General features: G+C 56.1%; 19 protein-coding genes and 4 pseudogenes. 14 read left to right on the forward strand and 9 right to left on the reverse strand.

Annotated elements, in window-relative coordinates:
* The first annotated feature begins 106 nt into the window (after window positions 1–106).
* The 3 genes from nifS to CCGE531_RS32120 all read left to right on the forward strand — a co-directional run bounded on the left by nifS (window position 107) and on the right by CCGE531_RS32120 (window position 3348).
* Window positions 107–1279 (forward strand): cysteine desulfurase NifS, encoded by a 1173-nt coding sequence (gene nifS, locus CCGE531_RS32110; protein WP_120670934.1) that lies wholly within the window; start codon window positions 107–109, stop codon window positions 1277–1279.
* A gap of 590 nt (window positions 1280–1869) precedes the next feature.
* The gene (locus CCGE531_RS32115; protein WP_245459572.1) at window positions 1870–2055 is read left to right on the forward strand and encodes a transposase; all 186 of its coding nucleotides are present in this window, start codon (window positions 1870–1872) and stop codon (window positions 2053–2055) included.
* 555 nt (window positions 2056–2610) lie between these two features.
* Window positions 2611–3348, forward strand: coding sequence for a hypothetical protein (locus CCGE531_RS32120; protein ID WP_162944149.1), 738 nt, complete (start codon window positions 2611–2613; stop codon window positions 3346–3348).
* A gap of 150 nt (window positions 3349–3498) precedes the next feature.
* Here the strand turns inward: CCGE531_RS32120 and CCGE531_RS32125 are convergent, their stop codons facing one another.
* From CCGE531_RS32125 to CCGE531_RS32140, 3 genes are all read right to left on the reverse strand, one after another.
* Window positions 3499–4395 carry a hypothetical protein gene (locus CCGE531_RS32125; RefSeq protein ID WP_120670936.1) on the reverse strand — a complete coding sequence of 299 codons (897 nt, stop codon included), beginning with the start codon at window positions 4393–4395 and terminating at the stop codon, window positions 3499–3501.
* 328 nt (window positions 4396–4723) lie between these two features.
* Entirely contained in the window at window positions 4724–6112 is a 1389-nt protein-coding gene (locus CCGE531_RS32130; protein WP_120670937.1) for a ThiF family adenylyltransferase, read from the reverse strand.
* Window positions 6113–6510: 398 nt separating this feature from the next.
* Window positions 6511–6789, reverse strand: a complete 279-nt coding sequence (locus tag CCGE531_RS32140) for a multiubiquitin domain-containing protein (protein ID WP_162944151.1) — start codon at window positions 6787–6789, stop codon at window positions 6511–6513.
* Between the two features lie 344 nt (window positions 6790–7133).
* Between CCGE531_RS32140 and CCGE531_RS32150 the strand changes: the two genes are divergently transcribed.
* Window positions 7134–7337: a hypothetical protein gene (locus CCGE531_RS32150; RefSeq protein ID WP_120670941.1), complete on the forward strand. Its 204-nt coding sequence runs from the start codon at window positions 7134–7136 to the stop codon at window positions 7335–7337.
* Window positions 7337–7912, forward strand: coding sequence for a Fic family protein (locus CCGE531_RS32155; protein ID WP_120670942.1), 576 nt, complete (start codon window positions 7337–7339; stop codon window positions 7910–7912). The genes CCGE531_RS32150 and CCGE531_RS32155 overlap by 1 nt, the downstream gene beginning before the upstream one ends.
* A 147-nt stretch (window positions 7913–8059) precedes the next feature.
* Here the strand turns inward: CCGE531_RS32155 and CCGE531_RS32160 are convergent.
* A pseudogene (locus tag CCGE531_RS32160) lies at window positions 8060–9017 on the reverse strand (IS110 family transposase); the annotation flags it as partial.
* Between the two features lie 197 nt (window positions 9018–9214).
* On the opposite strand from CCGE531_RS32160, the pseudogene CCGE531_RS32165 reads away from it, so the two are divergent.
* The 5 genes and pseudogenes from CCGE531_RS32165 to CCGE531_RS32190 all read left to right on the forward strand — a co-directional run.
* Window positions 9215–9373 (forward strand): annotated as a pseudogene (locus CCGE531_RS32165) (cell division protein ZapB); the annotation flags it as partial.
* Between the two features lie 819 nt (window positions 9374–10192).
* A complete protein-coding gene (locus tag CCGE531_RS32175; RefSeq protein WP_120670943.1) occupies window positions 10193–11458 on the forward strand; it encodes an MFS transporter in 1266 nt (421 codons plus the stop codon).
* A gap of 432 nt (window positions 11459–11890) precedes the next feature.
* Window positions 11891–12808 (forward strand): phosphoenolpyruvate mutase, encoded by a 918-nt coding sequence (gene aepX, locus CCGE531_RS32180; RefSeq protein WP_120670944.1) that lies wholly within the window; start codon window positions 11891–11893, stop codon window positions 12806–12808.
* A 61-nt stretch (window positions 12809–12869) separates the two neighbouring features.
* Entirely contained in the window at window positions 12870–14108 is a 1239-nt protein-coding gene (locus CCGE531_RS32185; RefSeq protein ID WP_120670945.1) for an aminotransferase class I/II-fold pyridoxal phosphate-dependent enzyme, read from the forward strand.
* Window positions 14105–14803, forward strand: a complete 699-nt coding sequence (locus CCGE531_RS32190) for a phosphocholine cytidylyltransferase family protein (RefSeq protein WP_120670946.1) — start codon at window positions 14105–14107, stop codon at window positions 14801–14803. Before CCGE531_RS32185 ends, CCGE531_RS32190 begins: the two co-directional genes overlap by 4 nt.
* On the opposite strand, the gene CCGE531_RS32195 is transcribed toward CCGE531_RS32190, so the two are convergent.
* Complete coding sequence (locus tag CCGE531_RS32195) at window positions 14780–15613, reverse strand: IS5-like element ISRtr4 family transposase (RefSeq protein WP_004126132.1); 834 nt, start codon at window positions 15611–15613, stop codon at window positions 14780–14782. The two genes, CCGE531_RS32190 and CCGE531_RS32195, sit on opposite strands and share 24 nt — an antisense overlap.
* Before the next feature lie 244 nt (window positions 15614–15857).
* Here CCGE531_RS32195 and CCGE531_RS32205 point away from each other — a divergent pair, with 244 nt between their 5' ends.
* The 3 genes and pseudogenes from CCGE531_RS32205 to CCGE531_RS32220 all read left to right on the forward strand — a co-directional run.
* Window positions 15858–16478 carry a CDP-alcohol phosphatidyltransferase family protein gene (locus CCGE531_RS32205; RefSeq protein WP_120670948.1) on the forward strand — a complete coding sequence of 207 codons (621 nt, stop codon included), beginning with the start codon at window positions 15858–15860 and terminating at the stop codon, window positions 16476–16478.
* A gap of 315 nt (window positions 16479–16793) precedes the next feature.
* Window positions 16794–18548 (forward strand): asparagine synthase-related protein, encoded by a 1755-nt coding sequence (locus CCGE531_RS32210; RefSeq protein WP_120670949.1) that lies wholly within the window; start codon window positions 16794–16796, stop codon window positions 18546–18548.
* A gap of 340 nt (window positions 18549–18888) precedes the next feature.
* Window positions 18889–19278: pseudogene (locus tag CCGE531_RS32220) on the forward strand (transposase); the annotation flags it as partial.
* A gap of 286 nt (window positions 19279–19564) precedes the next feature.
* On the opposite strand, the gene CCGE531_RS32225 reads toward CCGE531_RS32220, so the two are convergent.
* Window positions 19565–20608 carry an IS110 family transposase gene (locus tag CCGE531_RS32225; RefSeq protein WP_120670951.1) on the reverse strand — a complete coding sequence of 348 codons (1044 nt, stop codon included), beginning with the start codon at window positions 20606–20608 and terminating at the stop codon, window positions 19565–19567.
* A 76-nt stretch (window positions 20609–20684) separates the two neighbouring features.
* Between CCGE531_RS32225 and CCGE531_RS32230 the strand changes: the two are divergent.
* Window positions 20685–21494: pseudogene (locus CCGE531_RS32230) on the forward strand (IS256 family transposase); the annotation flags it as partial.
* 180 nt (window positions 21495–21674) lie between these two features.
* On the opposite strand, the gene CCGE531_RS32235 reads toward CCGE531_RS32230, so the two are convergent.
* From CCGE531_RS32235 to CCGE531_RS32245, 3 genes are all read right to left on the reverse strand, one after another.
* A complete protein-coding gene (locus tag CCGE531_RS32235; protein WP_120670952.1) occupies window positions 21675–23147 on the reverse strand; it encodes an alkaline phosphatase family protein in 1473 nt (490 codons plus the stop codon).
* 244 nt (window positions 23148–23391) lie between these two features.
* Window positions 23392–24396 (reverse strand): membrane dipeptidase, encoded by a 1005-nt coding sequence (locus CCGE531_RS32240; protein WP_120670953.1) that lies wholly within the window; start codon window positions 24394–24396, stop codon window positions 23392–23394.
* 76 nt (window positions 24397–24472) lie between these two features.
* Window positions 24473–25276, reverse strand: a complete 804-nt coding sequence (locus CCGE531_RS32245; RefSeq protein WP_245459613.1) for an ABC transporter permease — start codon at window positions 25274–25276, stop codon at window positions 24473–24475.
* Window positions 25277–25340: the final 64 nt, after the last annotated feature.

The raw sequence follows: 25340 nt of genomic DNA on the forward strand, positions 1-25340 counted from the left end.
AGGCTTTTAATGAGGCGGTCGAGGAGTACTCCTCTGGCGCCGCGTCCCAGCGGGCTCGGCGCCAGTTCGTGAGCCTCATGTCATTTCGACTAAGCGGAGGAGTATCTTGAGGCCTATCTACCTCGACAATAACGCGACGACGCATGTCGACGCCCAGGTTCTCCAGGCGATGCTGCCGTTCTTTACAGGTCAGTTTGGCAACGCTTCGTCGATGCACGACATTGGCGCCGCTGCCGGCGCCGTGATGAAAGCGGCGCGTCGTCAGTTGCAAGCTCTGATCGGTGCGCAGTTCGACCATGAGCTCATTTTCACCTCAGGCGGGACCGAAAGCGACAATACGGCGATCCTTTCCGGGCTCGACGTGATGCCCGAGCGTACGGAGATCGTCACCTCGGCAGTCGAGCATCCGGCAGTGTTGACGCTCTGCACCCATCTTGAGAAGACGCGCGGCGTCAAAGTGCATAGAATTCCGGTGGATCACCATGGCCGACTCGACCTTAACGCCTACGGCAAGGCCCTTTCCGCTCGCGTGGCACTTGTTTCGATCATGTGGGCGAACAACGAGACGGGTACGATATTCCCGGTGGCTGAGCTTGCCGAGATGGCCAAGAAAGTCGGCGCACTTTTCCATACGGACGCAGTGCAGGCCGTCGGCAGGCTTCCGATGGACCTGAAGTCGACCGCTATCGACATGCTGTCGCTCTCCGGTCACAAACTACATGGGCCGAAAGGTATCGGCGCACTGTATGTAAGGCGGGGTGTGCCTTTCTCCTCGCTAATTAAGGGAGGGCATCAGGAGCGCGACCGACGTGCGGGCACGGAGAATACGCCCGGAATTGTAGGTCTTGGCAAGGCGGCCGAACTGGCCTTAGGGTGCATGGACGACGAAACCACACGGGTGAAGCTGCTCCGCGACCGATTGGAGCAGGGACTTCTTGAGCGCATTCCCGACGCCTTCGTCACCGGTGATCCGCTGGAGCGGTTGCCCAATACTGCAAACATTGCCTTCGATAGCATCGATGGCGAGGCCATACAGTCTCTGCTCAATCGTGACGGCATCGCCTGCTCCTCCGGCTCCGCCTGTTCCTCTGGCTCCTTGGAGCGGAGCCATGTCCTAGAAGCCATGGGCATCCGGGGCGCACGCGGGGCGATACGCTTCTCCTTTTCACGCTATAACTGCGAGGAGGATGTCAACCGGGTGTTTGAAGTGCTGCCAGGGATCGTGGAGAAACTGCGCGACCTTTCCCCAATATCTTCAAAGCGCACGAAATGCTGGTGATTTCGGTTGGCGATACCTGTGCCGATAACAACGAATCTGGTGGGTCTGGGGTTTCAATGAAGCAACGAACTCGTTTCTCAGCCGTTGCAGCCGCTGTTGCGGCAAAACGGTCTCAATGGTCAGCGGCTGCATAACCACACTTTGCATCTTCTGTCCTATGTCCGCTCCAACCGCAGTGGCATCATCAAATTCGCAATCCGCTAGCGCGCCGACCTGCCCGTCGCAACCACCGTTGCCGAATCTGCAGTCAATTCCGTGCGCGCAAGGGCATGTGAAGAAATAACAGATGCGCTGGTCTCAGTGCGGTTGGCTACAGCTTTTTAATTCAATCGACGGTGCGCAAGGCCGATTGATCGCGTTAGTTCCCTGTTTTCTCGGCGGCGACCTTGACTGAGCCCGTGCCCGTCGAAAGCGGGATAATGGTGCAGCCGCCAAGTGCGGCGACCGGATGTGAGGTTGTATAGGCCCGATGACGCTTTCAGTTACCCACATTTCATTCCGGTGAGGATGCCTTGATGCTTTGCCCTCTTGCGTAGCAGGAATCGCCCGTGATTCCTTGTCTGGCACCGAATCGCACAAGAGCGGTGCCAATGGACGCAGGAGTGAATGCGTGGTTTGATGACGAACTTGCCGGTTCCACCTTCGCAGACGAGCGGCTTGGCAAGCGGTTACGTCGGCTTGTGGAGAGATTGGACGGAGCCATGGGAGCAAGCGTTCCACTGGCGTGTCAGGACTGGGCCAACACCAAGGCGGTCAAGTGCAGACCGCCGCGATGATGCCGGCTGAGTCCGCCCGGCGCTGGATCAGCAAATATGCGTCAGCCGGAGTTAGGCGGATCGACTTTCACAACACCAAGGATGATAACTGCACATCACGCGTTGGCAATCGCGCTAGCTCGAATGCTCGACGAGACTGTTTTAACCGGGCAGACCACCTTTACCGCTGAGTTCGACCTGACAGCAGAGCGGCGCAACGCTTATCGGGCATTGCCCGACCTATCACATCATTCCAGGCGACTGCAGGAACGACCGATTTGGTGCCGAGGGACTGACCACTTCAGCGTCCATATCGAGAATGCGGACGTTCAGGTTAGCCAGACCAAGCTTTACGCTTTGCCCGAAGCGGTCAATCGTGCGACGCTAGTCAACCCTCCGCCGATCAAACCACCGTGGCCAAATTGGTAGGACTGCTGTGTTTAATCTCTAGTCCGAACAGCTGCCTCCCACATACTCCCAGAGGATCATTCGAGACGGTGGTGGATTGATGTTTTTTTAAGGATGAGCATGCAACAGCTGACATAATGAAATTGGCGGTTTAGTAGGAGACCGGGTTTGGACACAGTACATTTTCCGCCCATGCATCGTATGCGAGGAGCATTACCCGCTATAAAGACTCCCGAGGTCAAGGCTTTACTCGAGACTTTAATTAGCTCGGTCACCGCCCAGGCAGATCTCTATGCCTGCTTGCTGTTCCTCGAGACGCTAGTGAAGGAAAAAGATGCGAAGATTTTATTTTCAAGGTCGATAGTTCTATTAAGCAATGATTTTCCGAGTGGTATCTTCACATCGACCACAACGATCGATGATTTGATAGAGAAAATCAGGTGCGGTGAATTCGTCCCGGATGCGCGTAACCGTATCATTGTCGCGTTCACATCGATTTTTGAGGCGGCGGTTACCGCGGCGATGAGCCATTTCAATATACAAGCCCCCACCGGCAACCAAAAATTTCAAGATTTCAATGGTGCCACCTATGAAACCAAAACCGTCAATCAGTGGCTGAAGCTTTATCGCGAAACCATAGCGCAATGGCCAAACGACAAATACTTCACACAAGCGGTTAATACGCACGCGGCCACTTATTGGTCGAATCTGTATAAGTCCCGAAACCAAATCGTACATGACGGCGGCAGAGCGAAGCAGGACCAAGTTTCACTGGACGGCAAACCGTGGGGAGTTACTGCCGTCGGGCAGCCGATTAAGACGGTTCACAACAAAATTGACGACGTCATCCAGTTTTTCGATAATTCATTCGGTAAATTTTTGTGCGACTTGGACAAATTTCCATAAACAATGACCGCTGCTGGGCATAGTGGCTTTTAATTCACCGCCTTGAACAGAATCGAACCTTCGACCCATAAATAGGATTTCAACTTTTCGGCCATGCACAACGTGGAATACTATTGTAGCGCTTGCGTCCTTCGTTGCCAGTAACATTCGCTACATTAGTAGCGAAACATAATTCGACTCGAAGATCCGCTGATCGCTCTCTATCGCCAAGCGGAGATGACAGTAGAGTGCCCAATACTTGCGCCATATTGGGTCATCAGGCGGCAGATATTCGATTGTGAGACCGATGTTGCTCGCCGCCTCCCAGCCGATCATCTGGCCATGCGATGGATAACGGTTAATATCCATCAACTCGCTGGCAATCCTTGAAAAGTTCAGTCCACGCCGCTTAAGGAGGTTCTCAGCAAACAGCCGAGCACGATCTTTGACCGACTTAAACTTGCGAACTAAGATCGGGTCAAATTTCTCAAACGTGATGCGACTTGCGGTATCGTCTGGTGTATCATTCAGTGCCTTCCGGGCCTCGTCGTAAGCGTTGAGATAGGTCAGGACCGAATATATTACATCGTTACCATTTCCGTCTTTTGACGACACTTGTGGGTCTATTGGTCCAAGCTCGGACGAGTCGCTCATCAATATTGCGTTGGCGCCGAGCGCCATTAATGTACCAGCGCTCTTGGCGTAGTCAGGTACGATGACCCGAAGCCGCCCTTCCTCCCCAACGGCGTTTCGTAGGAGCGTTATCAGCTTTTCGGCGGCATCAACATCACCACCCGGCGTATGTAGCATTAGATCGATCGGCGCGCCGGGAGGCACATTGTGTAGCATATCTACGAAGCCGAGCGTGTCCAGTCTATCTACCGGGGCTTTGTTGCCAGCAACATAACATAACAACTTTGGCTGACTCGTCTCGATCTCGCGAATAATTGTTTGACGCTGGTAACGCGCTGCATTCATTGCCGTGAACATAGGCGTCTTCTCGATTGCGCGAGGAGGCTGCGGCGCGATAGGATTCTGCTCGTCCCTAGTTTCTCCAGTCTCACTCATCGGTCACTATCCTTTGCCCACATGATCCGGCCATATCGAATAAAATAATGGCAACGCCTCTGACTACCGCGGTAGTCTATACTCGGAGAAATTGTTAGTCGCGCACCTTTAGCCAACTTCCAATACGGAAGTCGCCCAGAATCCGCATTCAACATAATTCGATGGCCAGTACGACATGGACAGTCAAAAACGATCCACTTAGTCTGGTGTGTGTCACCTACCAGTGCGACACCATTATTCGGTAGTCGGTCTGGCACTTCGTCGGCCGACTCCGCTATGCCGACAATCCGCCAGCGCAGAAACGGCAGCCAATGCCACCAGGAAACCTTCATTCCGCCCCCCACAGTTGTCCGAGGAACGGTTCTTCCTCGCCTGCGCCCCACTTCCCTTGCGATGGGTGGCAGTAATGGGCGCTGCGTGGCAGGGCGCGATTGGTCGAAATTTCACGCTCATGCAGACGCAGCAGCGTCTCGGTGGGGCGATCGGGCGGACCATAGCCAATCAGTCGATCGAGCAGTTCATTTACGCCCGCCGCAGCCACAGCCGTTGTAAAGGCAACGACCGCCGGCTCCACTCGACCAAGTGCGGGTGCGTAACCCTCATCGGCTAAGCGTCGTCGTTCCTCCGGCGTTTTCATCTCGGCCGCTGCGCGGGCCATATCCACTCGCTCCCGGCAGACCAGACAACCGGCGCCCGGCACTAATGTCGTGACACGCCCATCGATGCCGCTCAGTACGCCGAGACTGTCACTGCTTAGCAAGACGCCGAGATCGATCACCGGCGTCAAGAGATAGGTTGAAAGCCGGGACAGAACTAACCGTCCGGCGTTGTCGTCGGTGCAGCCGAAGACGACATCCCTGTCTGAGAGGGTCTTGGCAACACTCTTCATCGTGATCATTCCCCGCACCGCGGTGCAGGCAAGATCGGGCGATATGGCCGTCAGATGATCACGCAACACTTCAGCTTTGGGCCGTCCGACATCACGCGGGGTCGAGCCATAGACGCGGGTAACATTGCTATCGGAAAGGACGTCGTTGTCCACTAGTAGCAAGTGACGCACACCGAGCCGGACGAGTTGCTCGGCGACGGCTGATCCAGTTCCTCCGGCACCAACAATGCCGACACGCAGCTCGCCAAGGACAGTTTGTATCGCCGAACCGAATGCTCGCACATTGCGATCGAACAATGAGCCCGGCCGACTTACATGCGCCCGAAAGTTGCAGATTAGCCGCCAACGCTCTCCAAGCACCCAAAGGCGGTCAATCGCGATCGTTTCTCCATTTTCAGGAATGATTTCACCACTAAATACGAAATCCCGTCCGCGCGGAGACACGATCAAGGTCCCATAGTAGCCAGAGCCGCTGCGTAACTGGAAGAGGTCGGAGATTTCCCGATCGACTTGACGATCATGCGTGCTTGGAAGAGGAACACCGTCTTGACCCGGGTGCGTATGAAACCAAATTGGTATCGCACTATCCGCCTCCGCCGCCCCCAACGCTCCTACATAACCATCGGAACGAATGAGCATATGGTGCGAGCTTTGCTCAACATATGAGTCCGGCGATACCCAATGCAGGCTGCGGGCAAGCAGTCGGACGTGTCCGCCCTCCGCTACGACGCGACGCACGAGCAGAACGGCAGCACGTTCCACTGGGCTGCAGGACGCAGCCGCGATCTCGTCAGCTATCACCTCTGTAAGAACGAGCGTCGCCGTCATGCAGCGAACGACCTAGCTGCAGTCTCAAGCTCTTTGCGAACGAGCGCTAGATAGCTCTCCAGCGAATCGACCCCAGATCTCCACTGCCCGGGATTGAGGTGACGCGACCAGCGCTGCCAGGTTCGACCGAAATGAACTTCCTGAGACTCCGTGGCGGGGATCGTCCGACCATCAACTCGACCTATTGCAGGTGAAAACCACCACATATCGGGCGGGACATCGGGATACCCTGGCGAGAGGCGCAATAGAAGATCAGACCCTGAGGCAGTAAACCCAATGGGTAGCGGAAACGAAGGGATCAAGATGCAGATCATGCCGCCGTCGAGTGAGACGGCACTACCAGATAGGCGCGCCGCCAGATAATCTTGGTCAATCGATGGAAGCATTAGAAGCACCTCTTACTGCTTGCCTGGATTTATTTGCGCCGGCGCGGTGAAAAAGCGTAAACCGTTACGCATTTCCACCTCGGTATCAGCCTCGATCTTGCGGTCTGACCCTCCAGGCACCACCTCAAAGAGATCGCGATCCGACCCCACGTGGGGCTCCGGCAAGCGCCGTAGCAGCGCGCCAGTCAATACCGGCTCCTGAACCTTATATGAGGTGCGGTCGATCTTGATTTCATACGCCTTGGGTCGGTCAGGCCGACCCGGATCTTCAACATGATGCGATTCGCTCATTGCTATCTCCATATTTGCCACCGTGATACCATGATACCACGTCACTTGACAAGCGCGAAAGTTTGGTGCAAAAACGCAGTTATGAAGCAAGCAAAAGCGATGACAGTCCGCCTCTCTGATGAGCAAGCAAAGGCGCTTGAAATGGTGGCTAGCGTGGAAAATCTACCCGTGTCAGATGTGATTAGGGCGGCGATCTCAACTCATATCGAGAGTCGTCGACGCGATCCGAGTTTCCAAGAAGGGCTCAAGGATCGTATCTCGGAGGCCAGAAAGCTGCTTGATCGTTAGGGCACTTTGTCTTAGCGGTAGTTGATTCCATTGCATGCTTCGAAGGTGGGCGACGAATGAAAAAAACGAAAATACGATCAACCGACGACACCCATGTGCTTGGGCAGCGCACTTTTGCAGCTATCACCGCCGTCGAGGGTATTAGCTTGAGTGCCGCCAGCCGGAAGCGTCTCGCCGATATGAAAAAACGCAATCTTTCCCACGACGAGCAGCGTCTTGAAGTTATCCGCGCTTACGTCGATACAAAGACACGTGACTAGTGTCGGATGGCTACGATGCCTTCGACGACCCTTATGCCTATAAGAGGACAACAACTCTCAAGAATAAACTCGGGTTACGTGATTCTGCACTGCTAGAATCGTTTGAGCTGGAAATGACGACCCTGCGGGCGCGCGAAGCTTTGCCAAAAGGCAATTTTGATGCCCCTCATTTCCGTCGCGTTCATTTCCATTTGTTCCAAGATGTTTACAAATGGGCCGGAAAATACCGAACGGTTCGAACGTCCAAGGGCGGAAATGCATTTTGCTTTCCCGAATACATCGACCGCGAAATGAACCGTCTTTTTGCCACATTGAAAAGATCGCTCGGGGCGGGAAATGATGAACAGTTTGTCCGTGAGGCAGCGGAGTTTCTTGCCGAGCTGAACGCTATTCACCCGTTCAGAGAAGGCAATGGGCGCACACAACTCACTTTCATGTCGATGGTCAGCAAGAGCGCCGGCTTCCCGCTAGACTTTTCTGTCGTTCGACGAGCCTCCTTCCTTCCAGCGATGATTGCAAGCTACGCGGGGCAGCTAGATCCACTGATTGCCGAATTTCGAAGATTACGCCGGTAGCGTGGCCCACGCCCCCACGTTCAAGATTTTAGCGATGCGGTGAACATTCAGCTGCCGATAACAGCGTTCCATAGTGCCGTTATCGAGAGGCCAAGAATCTGGCGGTGAACCGCGCCGGGTTTGCCGGAGGCTCCAACTTCTGAGAATGCGGAGCCGATATGAGCAAGACAACGAAACGCCTTGCTCTCGCGCGACTGATCCGCTTTGCCAGGGCGTTGGCGCCAGCCCTGCGAAGCCGCGATCTGCTTTCGGTTGTCGAAGCTCCGATAGAGACCTTCTGACCAGAGCACGGCGGCAAATTCCGGACCGATCCCTCGCAGGTCGATCAACATCGCCTGTGGCGCCGATGCTCCTTCGGCCTTCAGGGCGATCAAGGCGTCCCGTTCAGCCTCGACGGTCTTGATCTGCTCAATCAGAAGCTCAAGCCGATCGAGCTCGCGGCTGATCTGACCCTTGAGATGCGGCGGCAACGGACGTCCGTCGCCGGTCTTCAACTCGTCGAGCCGCTTCCGTCGGTTGCAGCGCAACGGCTCGTAGCCGGAGATACCCTGGCAGAACAGCAATCCTTTGATCCGGTTGGCATGTTGAATCCGCTCGACGGTCAGCGTCTTGCGCTCACGGCAGAGCCGTCGGCGATCTTCTTCCTCCGGGCTTGGTGCTTTGACCATTGCGCAAACACGAGGCTCTCCACGCTTGAAAGCCAACAGCGCTCGGCCAGCGCCTCGCCATCCAATCTGTCCGTCTTCGCTCGCCGTCGCCTGCGCGAGGTTGCGATTGAAGCTGGATCGACGACGTAACTTTCTATGCCGTTTGCCTTCAGCACACGATCGATCCAGAAGCCGTCAAGTCCTGCTTCCTGAATGGTCACGATCGGAAACTGATTGGCCGTGCGAGATCGCGCCTTCTCCTGGAGCTGAGCAAAACGACCCAGCAATGCAGTTACGTTGCCGGCAACCACCGAGTGCTTCGACATCCTCTCGCCGTTTCCCGGCGATAACGATGTGATCAGCCAGGTTGAGCGACTGAGTTCCAATGACACGAAAATTGCGGCAAGATCGGTACGGATAGCGGTCGGCAAATGCAGTTGGGAAGTTCCAGCTTCCATGACGGCGTCTCCTATGAGGTGAATGCGTTATCACGGCCTCACTTTGCCAGAGCGCCGCCCGCTATTCACTCCCCATGGGATCTTATGTGAGGTCGCTCGAGTTCGCCGCGACGATCCGAAGGTTAAATGCGGAGGTGACACAATGCTATCGGCAAGAAGAGAGGGACCAGCATATCGCCGCAATCAGCCGAAACGGCCGGATGAGCCAGCAGGAGATCTTGCACATCAATGATCCGGCCGGCTCACGCTTCAAGGGGTACAAAAGCGTCTATGTTCGCGACCTGGTGCTCAAGGCGGAGCTCGTGCATTACCGTCGCGAATGCTGGGTGACGCCGGATGGAAAGACGGTGCTGGCACGGCTTTGGTGCATGGATCGTTCAGCAGCTTGAGTTAAGTGGGACACTCCCGCAATAGCCGTTGTAGCTCCGCCATGCCTTTCAAACACAATGCTCATGGCTTGGGGCAGTGGGGCAGAGCGACGGTAGGTGCTCCAAACCTGCTGATTTAAGCTGGTTTCGCGAGTGCCGCAGCATGGCGTGCGGCGCACGATCTCACTGGGTCGCCGACTTCCTGAACGCAAGAATGACAACCTATCTTGTTATTGTCAGCCGAGCAGCCGGCTCTGCCGCTTTTATGCGCCTCCTCACTGCTACAGAGAACAAATGGCACGAGAGACGCGTTCGCGTGCTCTATGAACACAATCGATTTCATCGTGGACAACCTGCTGGCAACGGAAATTACAAGATGTCCGCGGAATGCATAGTTGAGACGGCGGGAGCATCTCATTTGACGCGTCTGCACCGGGTTTAGGACACAGCTTTGTTGAGCAAACTCGTTTTGTCTCAAGTTAAATAGCTGAAAAGCTGACAGGAAGTCTTTCGGTGTTTTTGGCACGAGCCTTGCAGCCCTGTAGCGAAACGGCGGGAGCTGCCGGCGAGCATTCCTTTCTCGGCTAAATCCAGCGGACGGACCGGGGCTACAAGAGCAACATGTCAGATATCTACCAGAGTACGTTCTACCGGAGAAGGCATTGACCACAGCGTCAATCCCTTCCGCCATAGAGCGGATTATCCCGCGACTGAGGAGGACTTCTGATCCATAACGTCTTTAGCAATCCTCGACGCACTCGGAAGCGAAGCAGTCGGTTCGAGGTCGGCATTGACACCGAAATCCATATGCCCCAGCAAGAAGTGCGATTCACAGTGCTAAACAGTGGAAATAAGCTTGGGAATGCGAGTTCGTATCTGAACAGCAGCGCACCCTATTGGAGGAAGAACCTTATTGTTTGTGCTGCCGGTTCGTTCACCACGACCGTCGCCATGACAATGATACTTCCCTTCTTACCCCTATATATCCGGGAACTAGGCGTCAGCGACCAAGCGTCCATAGCGCAGTTTTCGGGCGTGGCTTACGGCGTGACTTTCCTTGCGGCCGCACTGGTTGCCCCGCTCTGGGGAAGACTTGCCGACCGCTACGGTCGGAAGGCGATGATGGTTCGCGCAAGCTTGGGCGTGGTCGCAGCGATGGCCTTAATGGGTGTGGCTCAAGATGTATGGCAGTTGCTGGCTATGAGATTTTTAGCCGGTCTACTCGGAGGCTACTCGTCTGGATCATATGCTTTGGTAGCGACACAGGTTCCCAAAGACCGTATTGGCTGGGCGTTGGGGTTCTTGGCCACGGGGATTATGGGGGGCAACCTCGTCGGCCCGCTGATCGGCGGATTTCTACCAACATTAATCGGCATTCGAGAAACGTTCTTTTTGACCGCGGCCTTAGTCTTCCTCACTTTTGTTGCCAGCGCATTTTTGATCAGAGAGGATTTCAATGCTCGAACGACAGAGCGTGAATATTCCAACAGTTGGTCGACGATCCCAAGCAGGAGGCCTGTCTTGGCAATGCTGGCGACGGGCTTGCTTCTGATGATCGCCAATATGTCCATTGAACCAATAACAGCGATTTACATTTCGCAACTCGTCGAGCCTAATCGCCATGTTACCCTTTGGGCCGGTCTCGTCATTTCGGGTACAGCGTTTGGGAGTGTTCTTTCCGCCTCGCACCTTGGAAGACTGGCAGATCGCGTCGGACACTGGAAAGTTATCGTTGTCGCGATGTGCACCGCTGCGGCACTCCTTCTGTCACAAGCTTTCGTTACGAACGTTTTGGAGTTGGTGGGGCTGCGAATATTGATGGGGCTCGTTTTAGGGGGATTGCTGCCTTGTATCGGCAGCGTGATACGCCACAGCGTCCCCGAGCAAGCCGTCGGCGCGATCCTCGGCTGGTCGACATCGGCGCAGCACGCCGGTCAAGTGCTGGGCCCGGCCATTGGGGGCGTATTAGCTGCTCATGCCGGTATACATTCAGTGTTCTTTTTTACCTCGTTCCTAATGCTCGTCGGAGGTTTTATCGCTTGGAGCAGTCGACCTCAAGCGAACAGTGCTTAAAGGTCGAGCCCATTAGCCAACCTGCACGAATAGCAGCGAGCCAGCCTGCAATGGCCTGGCCTTATTGCCTTTAGACGCGGGATTTCGCGTGGTGCCCAGCTTCGAGCAGCTCGTCACTCTACGGGCCACTGGGATCACTGTCGGCGGTCCATTCCGCAATGTGACGGCAAGGGCTGGGCTTATGAAGTGATCAATCCCAGCCCAGTAGGCCAAAGGTCCGGACAGTGCTCCACGCGAACATTCACTGATTTTCATGTGCCCGCAACAAGATATATTATAAAGTATATTTAGTTATAATGATTTATGAAAGACCATCCGGTGTCCTGCTATATATAAAGTTACGGTGCCGTTCCAGGATATATTAAAACATATACCAGTTTAGTCATTGCATTTCTTCGAAAATGCATTCAGCCTTTATTTTATGAAGGAGGAATGACAGTGGATCAGAAAGTTTTTATCTCCAACCCGATCGGAGCCGTTGAGAACCCGACAACGACGCTCCTTGATCTTATTTACTCCAGCGATCTGTCGTTCCTCATGGAAGCTCATGATGGACTTTCAGCGGCAATCGCCAGGCAGGCTGGCTTCAAGGGGCTTTGGGCCTCGGGACTTTCGATCGCTTCGGCGCTTGGCTATCGAGACGCGAACGAGGCGAGCTGGACCGACGTCGTGCACGTGGTGGAGCGGATGGCCGATGCCAGCGGACTGCCCATCTTGGCCGACGGTGACTCGGGCTTCGGCAATTTCAACAACGCCCGGCTATTGGCAATGAAGCTCTTGCAGCACGGCGCCGCCGGTGTCTGCCTGGAAGATAAGGTCTTCCCGAAAAGGAACAGTTTCATCGGAGAGCGTCACCCGCTCGTCGATATCGATGAGTTTTCCGGCCGCCTTCGAGCAGTCAAGGACACGACCGGGAACGACCTCGTGCTGGTCGCTCGCATCGAAGCGCTGATCGCCGGCTACGGTCTGGACGAGGCTCTGCAGCGCGCGGACGCCTATGCGGACGCTGGCGCCGACGCGATCCTTATCCATTCACGCAAGAGCGATGCGAATGAGGTCCTCGGTTTTGCGAAGCAGTGGCAGAAGCTTCCAATCGTGATTGTGCCGACCAAATATTACCGCACTCCGGTCTCGGCATATCGAGATGCCTGCATCTCAACGGTGATTTGGGCCAACCACGCAATGCGGGCTGCGGTTGCCGGGATGCGCGCGGTGTGCGGCCGTATAGCCGCCGAAGAGAGCATCGCCGGGATAGAGCCGGAAGTCGCCACACTCGAAGAGATCTTTGATCTCCTCGGTTACGACGAATTGGCATCGGCCGAAGATCGCTATCTGCCGAGAGAGAAATGATGGACGTCGGGGACTGACGCGCCAGCCGGATATCGATACTTGAATTCTTTAGGAGGCGCACATGCTTGCGCAACGGATGTCTTCGCTCTTAGAGCCAGGAACGGCTGCGGCGCGCGAGATCGCCAGGATTGCAGCAGCAGCCGGAAGGCCAATCGTCGATCTCGCCGCTGGCGAGGTGGTCATCGGGCTGCCGCCGACAGTACGCGAAGGCGCCATTGCTGCAATCGAGGCTGGCGCCAACCGCTACACGGATTCGATCGGTATCGAGCCATTGCGGGAGGCGGTAGCCGAAAAGCTGACGGCGAGCACGCATGTAAATTGGGCGGCTCAGAACATCGTCATCACCAACGGTGCCAAGCAAGCACTCCTGAATGCGGTGTTCGCAATTCTCGATCCTGGCGACGAAGCGATCATCTTCCGGCCCTGCTGGCCAACGATTCCGTCACAGGTCCTGCTCGCAGGCGCAAAGCCCGTCTTCGTCGATGTGAAGCCGCCGACGTATATTCCGACGCTCGAAGCCATTCACGCCGCCGTCACGTCGCAAACGAAGGCGATAATCCTCAACTCACCGAACAATCCAACCGGCGCAGTTTACGACCGGACAACCCTGCAGGCGATCGGCGACCTCGCCGTCAACTATCAACTCTGGATCGTTTCGGATGAATGTTATTCGAGTTTCGTCTTCAACGGCCACGGACACGAGTCGATCGTCACCGCCCATCCCGGTGTCCGGGCGCAGACTATTCTGGTCAATTCTTTTTCGAAGGAACTAGCAATTACGGGCTGGCGTCTCGGATACTTCGCGGCCCCGCCGGCAATCGTATCGGCAGCAAAGAAGTTGCAAAGCCATATGACGTCGAATGTCAACGTCATAGCCCAGCATGCGATCCTGCACCACCTCAAGGTCTCCGACGGCTCGTTCGAGAGGGACATGTTCAAGCGCCTCGCTTCGGCGCGGCGGGACGGCATCGCGGTTCTATCGCGGCTTGTGGACGTTCAGACGCCATTGGCCGACGGATCTTTCTACTTTTATCTCGACCTTGGCGAACGAATAGCCAAGCTGCCTGTCAACGGTCCGGTTCAGGGCATCGATGACATCGCACGAATTCTCCTTGAGGAAGCCGGTGTCGCCGCGGTGGCAGGCTCGACCTTCGGCGATCCAGCAGGCTTGCGCCTGTCGTTTGGTGCACCGGGCGAACTTCTGATCCCGGCCCTTGAACGGGTGGTTGATACGCTCAACGCGCTGAACGACCGTCAGCGGCCAAAAGATGTTTTTTCCCGAAGCGGAGGCTTATCGTGACAGAGGTAACAAGGGCCGTCATTCTGGCTGCGGGGCTTGGTTCGCGTCTTCGCCCCCACACCGATCTTCTGCCGAAACCTCTCGTGAAGGTGCTTGGCACACCGATCCTGCACAACACCCTGCATCAGCTTTCGGAGCATGGAGTGTCAGAGGCGACGATCGTCGTCGGCTATCGGCAAGAGGCGATCCGTGAGGCCTGCGGCTGTCGTTTCGGAAATGTGGAGATTTCCTACGTTACCAATCCGATATTCGATCGCACGGGCAGCGCCTATTCGCTCTGGATGGCTCGCGACACCCTTCTCGCCGACCACACGCTCTTCATCGAAGGCGATGTGTTTTTTGACGGTGAGGTACTCGGCCGCACCCTTGAGAACCAGAGGCGTTCGCTGAGCGACCAGAATGTCGCTGCGGTCGCCTCCTTTACCATGGGAATGAGCGGCTCAGCCGTTAAGCTCGGCGCCAACGGCTTGGTTTCGACTTTCGTCATGAACCAGACCCGGCAAGCGGCGCAAGCGCTGGATCTGTTTAAGGTCATCAATATTACCGCGTTTTCGGCCGCGACGTCGCGCGTCCATCTCGTGCCGGCTCTGCAATGCGCCGTGGAGGCCAGCGCCACGACGGCCTACGTAGAACAGATCCAGGGATCTCTTAGAGTCGGATTCGAAAAGCGTTCAACGATATCCATACCTTGCTAGCCGTCTGGTGATGAGACGAATGTGGGCGATCATGATCCACGCTTCGGCTGATGCGATCGAGCGTTCGACGTCTTTGGCCAATCTGCGGCATCTGCCAAGCCAGGCGAAGGTCCGTTCGACCACCCATCGACGCGGCAGAACCTCGAAGCCTTTCGCCTTGTCTGAGCGCTTGATGATCTCGATCGTCCAGCGCCCGATCTTTTTCAGTCGCCGCTTCAACTTATCGCCCGCATAGCCACCATCGGCGAAGACATGCAGTAACCATGGCCACCTGTGGCGGATGGATTTCAGGAGATCGGGAGCACCGTCGCGATCCTGGATGTCGGCGCTGTGCACCATGAGACCGACCATCAGGCCGAGCGTATCGACGATGATATGGCGCTTGCGGCCTTTGGTCTTCTTGCCCGCGTCATAGCCCCGGATGCCGCCGCTTTCGGTGGTTTTGACGCTCTGGCTATCGATCACACCGGCCGTCGGGCTTGCCTCCTTGCCCTCCAACTCGCGCGTTTCCATCACGAGACGATGGTTGATGCGTGGCCAAAGTCCCAGCGCTCTCCATTCATAGAAATAGCGCTGGACGGTCGAGCAGGGTGGAAAATCCTTCGGCAGCATCCGCCATTGGCAACCAGTTGTGGCGATGTAAAGCAGGGCATTCACCACCTCTCGCAAATCCGTGGTCCGCGGGCGGCCCAAGCGGCGCGGCATTGGCAGGAAAGGCTGAACCAGACCCCATTCCCGATCCGTCATATCGCTTGCGTAGCGTGCCGTTCGCCGGGCATATTGCCGACGGGTGATTTTGGTCCAGGCCATCGTGTTCTCCATCGAATCTCGCAAATCCGAAGGAATCATAACCTGTTGAAATCACCCACCTCTTTTTGAGGCAGCCTCTTATTGATCGCGGCGAACTTCGTCTTTCGACTGTCGACTGCTCTGACACGCGCTGGTTCGAGATCGACACCGAGGCCGACCTCCGGATGGCCGAAAAACTCTTTGCGGATGGCTGCTGCAATCAAAGGGCACCCGACCACACTGAATTGGCAGGGGGGATGCCGTGATGCTTCACAATCTCCGGGATTACGCCAACGCCATCACCGCTGTCAGCTACCTCTTCGCGATCACCGGGCTTTTCCTCGCGATGAACGGCCATATCGAACTCGGGACGGCGTTCGTACTCTGGACTTGGTTCCTTGATCACTGGGATGGACATGTCGCACGCAAGACGAAGGACCGCCGGCGGCCGGGTGTGGCGGATTTCGGGAAGAGCTTTGACGGGTTCGGAGATTTTATCCACGGCATCCTTTTCCCGTCGATCATCATCACACTTGTTGGTCATGGGAGCTTGCTATCTTTCGTCGCCGTTGCCGCGTTGATCATGGCCGGCGCTATCCGGCTCAGCTACTTCGAGAATGTTGGTCTAACTTCGGATGCGAAATTCAGCGGTATCCCCGTTTCATACGATACGCCGCTACTGGCGTTGCTGCTTCTTACGAGGCCGCAATTTCCTGATAATGCCTTTCCAACAGTATTGGCGATAGCCTTCATCATACTCGCACCGCTCCACGTCACGACCGCAATTAGGGTCCCTGCTATCCGGGCAAGCGCTTTGCCGATCGCGACTTTCTGCGCGATCGCCGGTTCAATCGCGCTAGCAACGGCTGCGGTGACGGATCGTTAAGAGGGCTGAACATCCTGTGGATCCAGGCACGGAGAGAGAAATGGGCAGACCTTGGAACATCCGGGAAGTTGGGTGGCCTTCCGCCACACTCATTGACGTTGGAAGGAATTTTCCACCTTCGAGCCCAGTTGGGGGAACGGCGATATACAAGGCGCTTTCATATCTTCTGAAAACCGACATCGCTGACGCGGTTTGGCTTTCCTCGCTTTGTCGCAAAAAGAACGATCGTAATGCCGGCGCCGTGTGGCATGCGCGCCAGATGCGCCAGAAGCCGGGGTCGGAAGGGATCCACCTCCTTACGGTTTCCCGCCAACCATGGCTGTTCAAGCACGGGTGATCATCGGAAGAGCTGTCTCGCCTTTTATTGCACGTGCGACACTCGTATCGGGATTTCTGGCCGTTCCGACCATTTATTCGCAACCGGTTTGTAAGGAAGAGAAGACGACCATGAGCGGGTTTATCGGGTTCTTTGGCAATGTCGGCTTTGATCTGAGGCGAGCCGCGGACCTTCTCTCTCATCGCGGATGTCGACATGCATTCGAGAACGATCGCTTTGGCATAGCTGCGGTAATGGACAGCGATAACGGCCTCTTCACCTCAGAGCACGTTACGGTTGCCGTAAGTGGAAACCCCTACTATTTGCCCGGGCGTCTGTTGTCCGCAAGGGAGCTGGCAGACGAATACCTTGCATCGGGAACGGTTCAGGCATCAACTATTCTCGGAACCTTTTCTTTCGTTATTTTCGATTCAAAGGCTGAACGAGTTCTCCTTTATCGTGATGCGATAGGCATTACTCCGCTCTATGTTATGAGGCTGGAGAACACTGTCTATTTCGCAACAGAGTACAAGGCACTCTTGAACGTGCCTGGATTTCATCGCCAAATTGACGTTCGTGCCGTAAATCACTTCCTTTCAACCGGATGGAACATCCATGGCACGACATTCTTTTGCGATATACGCCCTGTTCAACCTGGCCGACTTGTTGCTCACACGCCAGATGCGACAATCCTCAACAATCCGAAGGATAGACGGATCGAGACGGACGGCACAAACAAGGTCACATCCGACGATCTGCTAGCCGCGCTCGATCAGTCGATTGACTCCTCTTTGTCCGTCAGCGGACCGAATATCGGCATCATGTTAAGTGGTGGAGTTGATTCCGCTCTGATTGCCGCACTTCTAAAGCGCAGGGTTGGTGAAAAGCCTGTCAGATCCTTCACAGTTGGATACGGTGAGAGCGATCCGGAGATTATCGGAGCTCGGCAAACCGCGCATGCATTAGGGCTCGACCATAGTGAACTCATTCTTTCCCTTGACGAGTTTGATAAACTGATCGCTCCAGCGATATGGACCATGGAGAACGTTTGTGGCTTCGACGAGTATCCATGTCTGTTTGGCTTGCTACAATCGGTTAAGGGGACTGTTGATACCGTCTTTTCGGGTAACTTTTCTGACACCATATTCGCTGGCATGGCGACCCATCGTAAGATTTGGGAAGACGACCATGTGGCCCATCGTAAAAGTTCTGCGGGTAAAAACATCTCCAACGACGCGCCAGAAGGCGCCGAACTTGTTTCCGATCCGTGGACTTATCCCGCACTTTCGCGAAGTCTGACAGAGGAACTTTCGCGCGCGCTCACGGAACGGGATGAGCGAATGAGTGCGCAGGAGCTGTTCGTTGCATCAATTGGTGCACACTTTATATTGCCATATTCTCACCCCGCCGTGATCAATGTGGCCATGCTCTGTACGGATGAGCAAAAGTTGAGCGCCGAAAGAAACAAAATCATTCTACGCGATGCTGCACGCAATGTTCTGCCGTCTAGCATATCCGAACGTCAGAAGCATATTCAGCAGATGCCGTATGATCGAAGGATGCAAGATTATTTACTGCATCAGCTCGACGGAATTCTCTGTGATAGCAGCTGCATCTCGCGTCGATATATTCGGTATACCTATCTGCTATACATACGATCCTTGTTGAAGCAACGTATAAATGTGACGAGCATTCAAAAAGCCTGGAATATTATTGCTTTTGAAACTTGGTGTCGGCTCTTTCTGCCGTCGTAAGCGGCTTCGGAACAGAACAACAGGATTTTACAACATCGCAGTCCGCTGATGGCGGGACATAGCCATTCGACCTTGGAGAGTTCATTGCGGGTACACTACCCGTCACGGCTCGCGCTTGCTGGAGGTTTTCGGGCTCGGCTCCTAAAGAGGCTTTAGCGCATCGGGAACGCCGCGAAGTTCGATCGTGTCCCGGCAAGTGGTGTAGCTGATGGGAGGTAGCAAAGCCGAGTGCCCGCGCGCTTCTCGCTGCGCTGTAGCGGGTGATCGGCTTTGCGGGCGGCCATCAGTGTTTTCCGCTAGGGTCGGGTTGTTCAAGACCAACCTGACGGAAAGACCACCGATGACCAATGACATGATGAACGTGCGCTCCCTCGTTGAGAAGAGCGCCGATGCAGATTTATTGCGTGAGATGATTGGCTTTGCCGCCGAGCGGCTGATGGAGTTGGAAGTCGGCTCGGCCACGGGTGCTGACTTCGGTGAGAAGAACCCGATGCGGCTCGCTCAACGCAATGGCTACCGTGACCGCGATTGGGAGACGCGGGCTGGCACCGTCGAGCTTCGCATTCCGAAGCTGCGCAAGGGCAGCTACTTCCCAAGCTTTCTCGAACCGCGTCGGATGGCGGAAAAGGCCCTGACGGCGGTTATCCAGGAAGCGTATATTCAAGGGATATCAACACGCTCTGTCGACGACTTGGTCAAGGCCATGGGCATGTCTGGCATCTCCAAAAGCCATATGTGGACGGCCCCCTCCTTGCAAGAATTCCTTTGATGATATTGATCGGATCGCTTGCGTTCATATGTCCGGCCTGTTGTTGCGCTCGCACATGAACGCTGGCCAAGATGGATTCCGCGACGTGGGTTCCAAACAGGTTTTGCGACCAAACTGGCCACTGGCTTTTACGGAGTATTCCGCGTCTCGGATCGATCGATCACACCATCTCCTCGTTTCCTGCAAGTTCACGCGTCAGATCAGCGCGGCAGCTTTGATTGCCAATTCACCACGGCTATCTGATCTCTTATGCTGCGGCGGACAACTTTGATGACCCAACGTTTTGGCGGTAGACGTCACCGGTCACCATCATACTCCACGCAATCCGGGCGATCTTGTTGGCCAACGCGACCGCGACGAGTTTAGGTGCCTTACGCTTGAGCAATGCCGCGAGCCATGGTGAAGCATTCCTTCCACGTCCCACTCTCACATGCCGAAGCAACGACGTCGCACCCACTACTAAGGTTTTGCGTAATACCTCGTCTCCGGCCCTCGTAATGACACCGAGCCTGACTTTGCCTGCAGTCGAATGGTCCTTGGGCGTTAGCCCCAGCCAAGCGGAAAATTGTCTGCCAGATGCAAACAACTCTGGCGCAGGTGCTTTCATCACCAGGAGTACTGCACCGATTGGCCCGACACCCGGGATTTTTGCGAGGCGGCGACAGCATTCATTGTTCCTGTACCAGGCCATCAGCTTTGCCTCCACTTCCTTGCGCCGCTCATTCAACTGCACGAACTCATCGGCCAGTGATGCGAACAGGTCTCGTGCCAGATCTGGAATGGTCTCATCGATCCTGATGCGTTCCAAAAGCAGCGGAATATGAGACAGGCCTTTGGCGGCAGTCAGCCCAAACTCGGCCGCATAGCCGCGAATACTATTCGTAAGCTGCGTCTGTGCGGCAACAACACGTTCCCGTAAGCCAACCAGCATCAGCGCGGCTTGCTGGTCAACCGACTTCACCGGTACGAACCGCATTGTCGGGCGGCTCACTGCCTCACAGAGCGCTTCTGCATCCGCTGCATCATTCTTGCCGCGTTTGACATAGGGCTTCACCAGCTGGGGCGGGATCAGTTTGACCTCATGCCCGAGCGCTGACAGTAATCGAGCCCAATGGTGTGAAGCACCGCAGGCTTCGATTGCGATCAGGGTCGGAGGGCACTCGGTAAAGAAGTCGACCATTTCCCTACGCCGCATCTTCTTGCGCAGGATTGGCCGCTCAGCAGCGTCGACACCATGCAGTTGAAAGACATGCTTTGACGTATCCATGCCAATACGAATAATCTTTTCCACGGACGGCTCCCTGTTTGAGTTAACAACGACTCACCCTGGCACGTTTCGATGCCGTTTTAGGGGCCGTCCACTCCAGCAGGTGAGCCGTCTATGCGAAGAGATCGACGTCAAGGTCAAAGCGTTCCTCGACAGGCCAATTGAAGGCGAGTGGCCGTATGTATGGGTGGATGCGACCTACCTCAAAGTCCGGCGCGGCGGCCGCATCGTTTCCGTTGCCGTTATCATCGCCGTCGGCGTCAACAGCGATGGTCGACGCGAGGTCCTGGGAATGGAAGTCGGCACGTCGGAAGCCGAGCCGATATGGACGGAATTCCTGCGCAGGCTGACACGTCGAGGATTACGTGGTGTGAAGCTTGTTGTCTCCGATGCTCACGAAGGTCTTAAGGCCGCCGTCACCAAGGTTCTCAACGCCACCTGGCAACGGTGCCGGGTTCACTTCATGAGGAACGTACTGGCGCATGCTGGAAAGAGTGGCAGGCGGGTCGTATCCGCCTTCATCGCCACCGCCTTTGCCCAGGAGACGCCGGAGGCCGCCAGCGCTCAATGGCGCAGCGTCGCTGATCAGATCAGACCGAAAGTGCCGAAGCTTGCCACCATCATGGACGACGCTGAAGAGGACGTGCTCGCCTATATGACCTTCCCGAAAGAGCACCGGGCGAAGCTCCACTCAACGAATCCAATTGAGCGTCTCAACGGCGAAATTAAACGCCGCACCGAGGTCGTCGGCATCTTTCCGAACGACGAAGCCATCGTCCGTCTCGTCGGTGCACTGCTGCTCGAACAGAATGATGAATGGGCCGTCCAACGCGCCAGGTACATGACGCTTGAGACCATGGCACAAATGAGCCATGATCCCCAAATCAGTCTGCCCGCTGTGGCACGCTGACATCCCCTCCGACCCGACGTCGGAAAGCACGGCAATCAGCCGTCAGCTACACCACTCCCATGGACACGATCCGAAGTTCGGCGCTGGGAAACCCGCTGCGCGAGAAAGATACCTAGCTTTAAAAGGAAAAATGAAGGCCAGCGGCTCAGGCCGCTACTTTGCAATCTCTCGACCATTGCGTCACCCATCCGCGGTTCCGCTTTCGATATAGATCGTTCCTCCAACGTGAACGCGCTGCAGAACCTGCCTGAACTTCCCCAGCCTTGCTTCGAAGGTTTCGCGACGGACGTGCGGGAGAGCCTTCGAGTCATGTTCCAGAATTTCATGCAGAATCCGTCCGCTCATGCTTTCTGGCTTGGAAAATCCAAGAAGGTGCAGGATCGTCGGCGCAATATCGCAGATACCGGTCGGAGCTGAAGAGACGGCACCTCGGCCAGAAAAGGCCGAGCCGGCTATAACACCGACGGCGGCAAGCTCCTTTGGATTGAGGCCCCCGTGGACACCGAGGCCCGATCGGCGGTCATTGTCATAGAACGTGCCGCCCTCAAGCCCGAAGGAATCCACACCGTGGTCGGCACGGAAGCAAAAGGAAACGTCCGGGGCGCGAACGTGATCGCCAAGTGCGAGGTGATTGCCGAGACTGCCGGGAGCGATGCCCTCGGTTTCGTTTTTTGCGCGAGTGAAGATCGGTCCGCACCAAACCTCGCCCGCAATCGCCGCCACAAGACGGGCAACATGTTCGTCTCTTGGGTCCGACAGATACAGCGCGCCGACCTGACCAGGCACGACGACGACGTCGACATCCGGGCCAAGTGCTATGCCGGGCCGAAAGCCAGCGCCGCGTAGGCAGTCGGCGACGGAGACGCGTGTGTGGCCAGTGATGTGACCATGATCGGAAATCGCCATGATCTGCACATCTTCAGTTCGTCCCTCCGCTTCCCACCAGTCCAGGACCCGGCCGAACTGGCGGTCGCAGTGTGCGATGATCCCGCGTGTCGCCGCGGCGCCCGTGCCGTGGACATGGGACGTAATATCGGGCTCACCAAAAGACAGGACGGTGACATCCGGTCGGTATTTCGGCCAAACCACGCTTAGGAACGCCGAGGTGATCCAATCCTGCCCGGCCGTGTCGGGCTCGTTTTCGGGCGGTGCCGGCGGAAGCTTGCCCACAAGCGCTTCCGCTGCAGCCAGCACCCCGTCGGGTGTACAGACGTCGCGGAAATGACCGGAGAGGCGCACATGGCCGAAGTCTTCGGCCTTATGATGGAAGAAACGCGTCGTACCGGCCGTATTGGTCGCCAAAACAGCCATAGGGCGGCCGCGGGCGGCAAGGATCTCACCAAGCGACGGTACGGACATAAGCCGCCCTTCGCTTGCCAAATCAAGCTTGCGCAATAATACCGCGTCTGAAGTATCGACAAAGCGCGGCGGTGAGACCGAGCGATCGATATATTTGTTGCCCACCATTCCATGCCCCGCGGTCGCAGCGCCGGTAATGAGGCTCGGGAATGCGCAACGGGTTTCGCTGGGATAGATCGTGCGATGCTCCGCCAGCGTGACACCGAGAGCCTGCAACCGGCAAAGGTTTGGTGTCAGATCAGGGGAAACGAGGTCGGGCCGAAGGCCGTCGAAGCTGACGATGAGAAATCGCATGAGTTGTAATTCCAGTTGCTAAAGGGGGTATAGGCAAATGTCAGGCGCAGATCGCCAGATCCCGCGACAACGTCCAACATGAGCAACCATATTCGCACCAACGGTCGACTGATCCTCGATCATGCATGGCCCATCGCGGTCGTACGGGCGTCGCGCAAAGGGACGGCGGGTCGGAGCCAGCCCAAGCCTGCGTTTGAGAGTTGAAGCCGAAAGACGCCTGGCAAGCCGTTCGGATCATTTGCGCCTATCCGACGACCCTGCGAATGGACCGCAGCCAGTTTCCCCCGAGGATCGCTTCGATCTCATCGCGCGAATATCCGCGGTCGATGAGAGTAGCTGTGATATTGCAAAGCCCCGCGATCGTTTCGACACCCTGCGGATATTTGAGATTGAAGAAGTCGTCGTTCGTCCCCCAGATATCGGGCCTCAGCGATCGCCAGCGAATGGATTCGGGCGGTTGGGTCTTGGAGGCGATCAAGCCATCGCTGTAATCAAGACCAAGGCCACACGATGAGAAGCCAAAATGGGACGTTATGTGATCCGCATGATCGATCAGGTCCGATACCGTGGCTTGGGTTTTTCGAACCGTGCGCGTCACGCAGCAAAGGCCGATCATTCCGCCCTTTGCGACAACCGCACTCAGTTCATCGTCCTTTACATTTCGATCGTTAGGCGTGACCGAAAAGGCATTGGCATGGGTGAACGTCGGATTGGTCGCAAGTTCTATTGCCTGCCGGCGGGATTGATGACCGGTATGCGACAGGTCCAGAAACATCGGCAATTCGTTGACCGCTGCGATGAAGTCCTTTCCCAGGAAGCTTAAGCCCGCGTCATTCAGTTCCCCACAACCGGAGCCCAGCTTATTCGACTGCGAATAGGTCAGTCCGATGAACCGGAGCCCAAGGCGAAAAAGCAGGGACACTCTCCAGAGTTGATCATCGATCATCGAGGCTCCCTGCGTGCCCGGCATGACCGCCAGCTTTCCGTCCTTTGCTGCTCTCTCGATGTCGGAGCTGTTCAGCGCTAAATGAAGCAGTGGGTTGGCCTCGATCTTGCGAAGAAAGGTTTCGAAAGATCTCAGCGTGCTTTCCCAATCCTGTTCCGCCGCGAAGGTAACGTTTGTCGCGTTGACACCGGCGTCGAGGCAAGCCTCTGCATAAGGCTTGTCAAGGACATAATTGAGCGACAGACAGTCGAACACGAAGCTGCTCCTGATAATTTCGACGGCATCGTCGCGAATTGATCGCATCTTTATTGTCTCCTTGGCGTCTTATGCGATTGTGATGCTTTCAAGCTGCTTCTTGGCTGACGATCGGTTTGCAGTCTCACTGCAGTCCCTTGTCCAGTCGGTCGCGCAACCAGTCCCCCAACAAGCTGATCGAGAGCGTCGTCGTGACGATCAGCGCCGCAGGCGCAAACATGATCCAGGGTGCGCGGGTCATGTATTCCCGGCCATAGCCGACCATGTTACCGAGGCTCGTCATTGGCGGCTGAACGCCGAGGCCGAGGAACGACAGGCTGCTTTCCATGAGAATGATTTCCGGAAAGGTCAGCGTCATCGACACAATGAGCGTGGAGGAGATGTTCGGCAGGATATGACGCAGATAAACGCGGAACGGGCTTGCGCCCAACTGACGAACCGCGCCAGCATATCCTTGCGCGCTCGCCGCGATCGCAAGCCCGCGTGAGATGCGGGCATAACGCTCCCAACCGTAAAGGCCCATCAGTCCAATGAAGAGCGGCAAAGCATTGCCGAAAAATGCCAGCACCGAAAGCGAAAGGATCAGAAACGGCATGGCTGCCTGGAAATCGGCCAGCATCAGGATCAACTGCTCGACGCGCCCGCGAAAGTGCGCCGCGACAAAGCCCATGGTCGTCCCGAAGCAGGCGGAGATCAGCGTCGCCCCGAGAGCGACCAGAGCTGAGATCCGAACAGAGAAGATCAATCGCGACAGCACATCGCGACCGAGCTCGTCTGTTCCAAGCCAATGCTGCGGATGAAAAGGCGAGGACAGACGGTTTGGCAGGTCAAGAGCCGTATATTGGTAAGGCGCGATCTGGTTGGCGAGCAATGCAACCAGCACGGTGAGGCCGATCCAGATGAGGCTGGCGATGACTGCGAAGGGCATAGGACGATGTTGCCGCGTCTTATGCTTGGGGACCGCCGTCTCGTTTACTTTTTCCATCATGGTC

It is taken from the genome of Rhizobium sp. CCGE531 (assembly GCF_003627795.1).
In the GTDB taxonomy this organism is placed as follows: domain Bacteria; phylum Pseudomonadota; class Alphaproteobacteria; order Rhizobiales; family Rhizobiaceae; genus Rhizobium.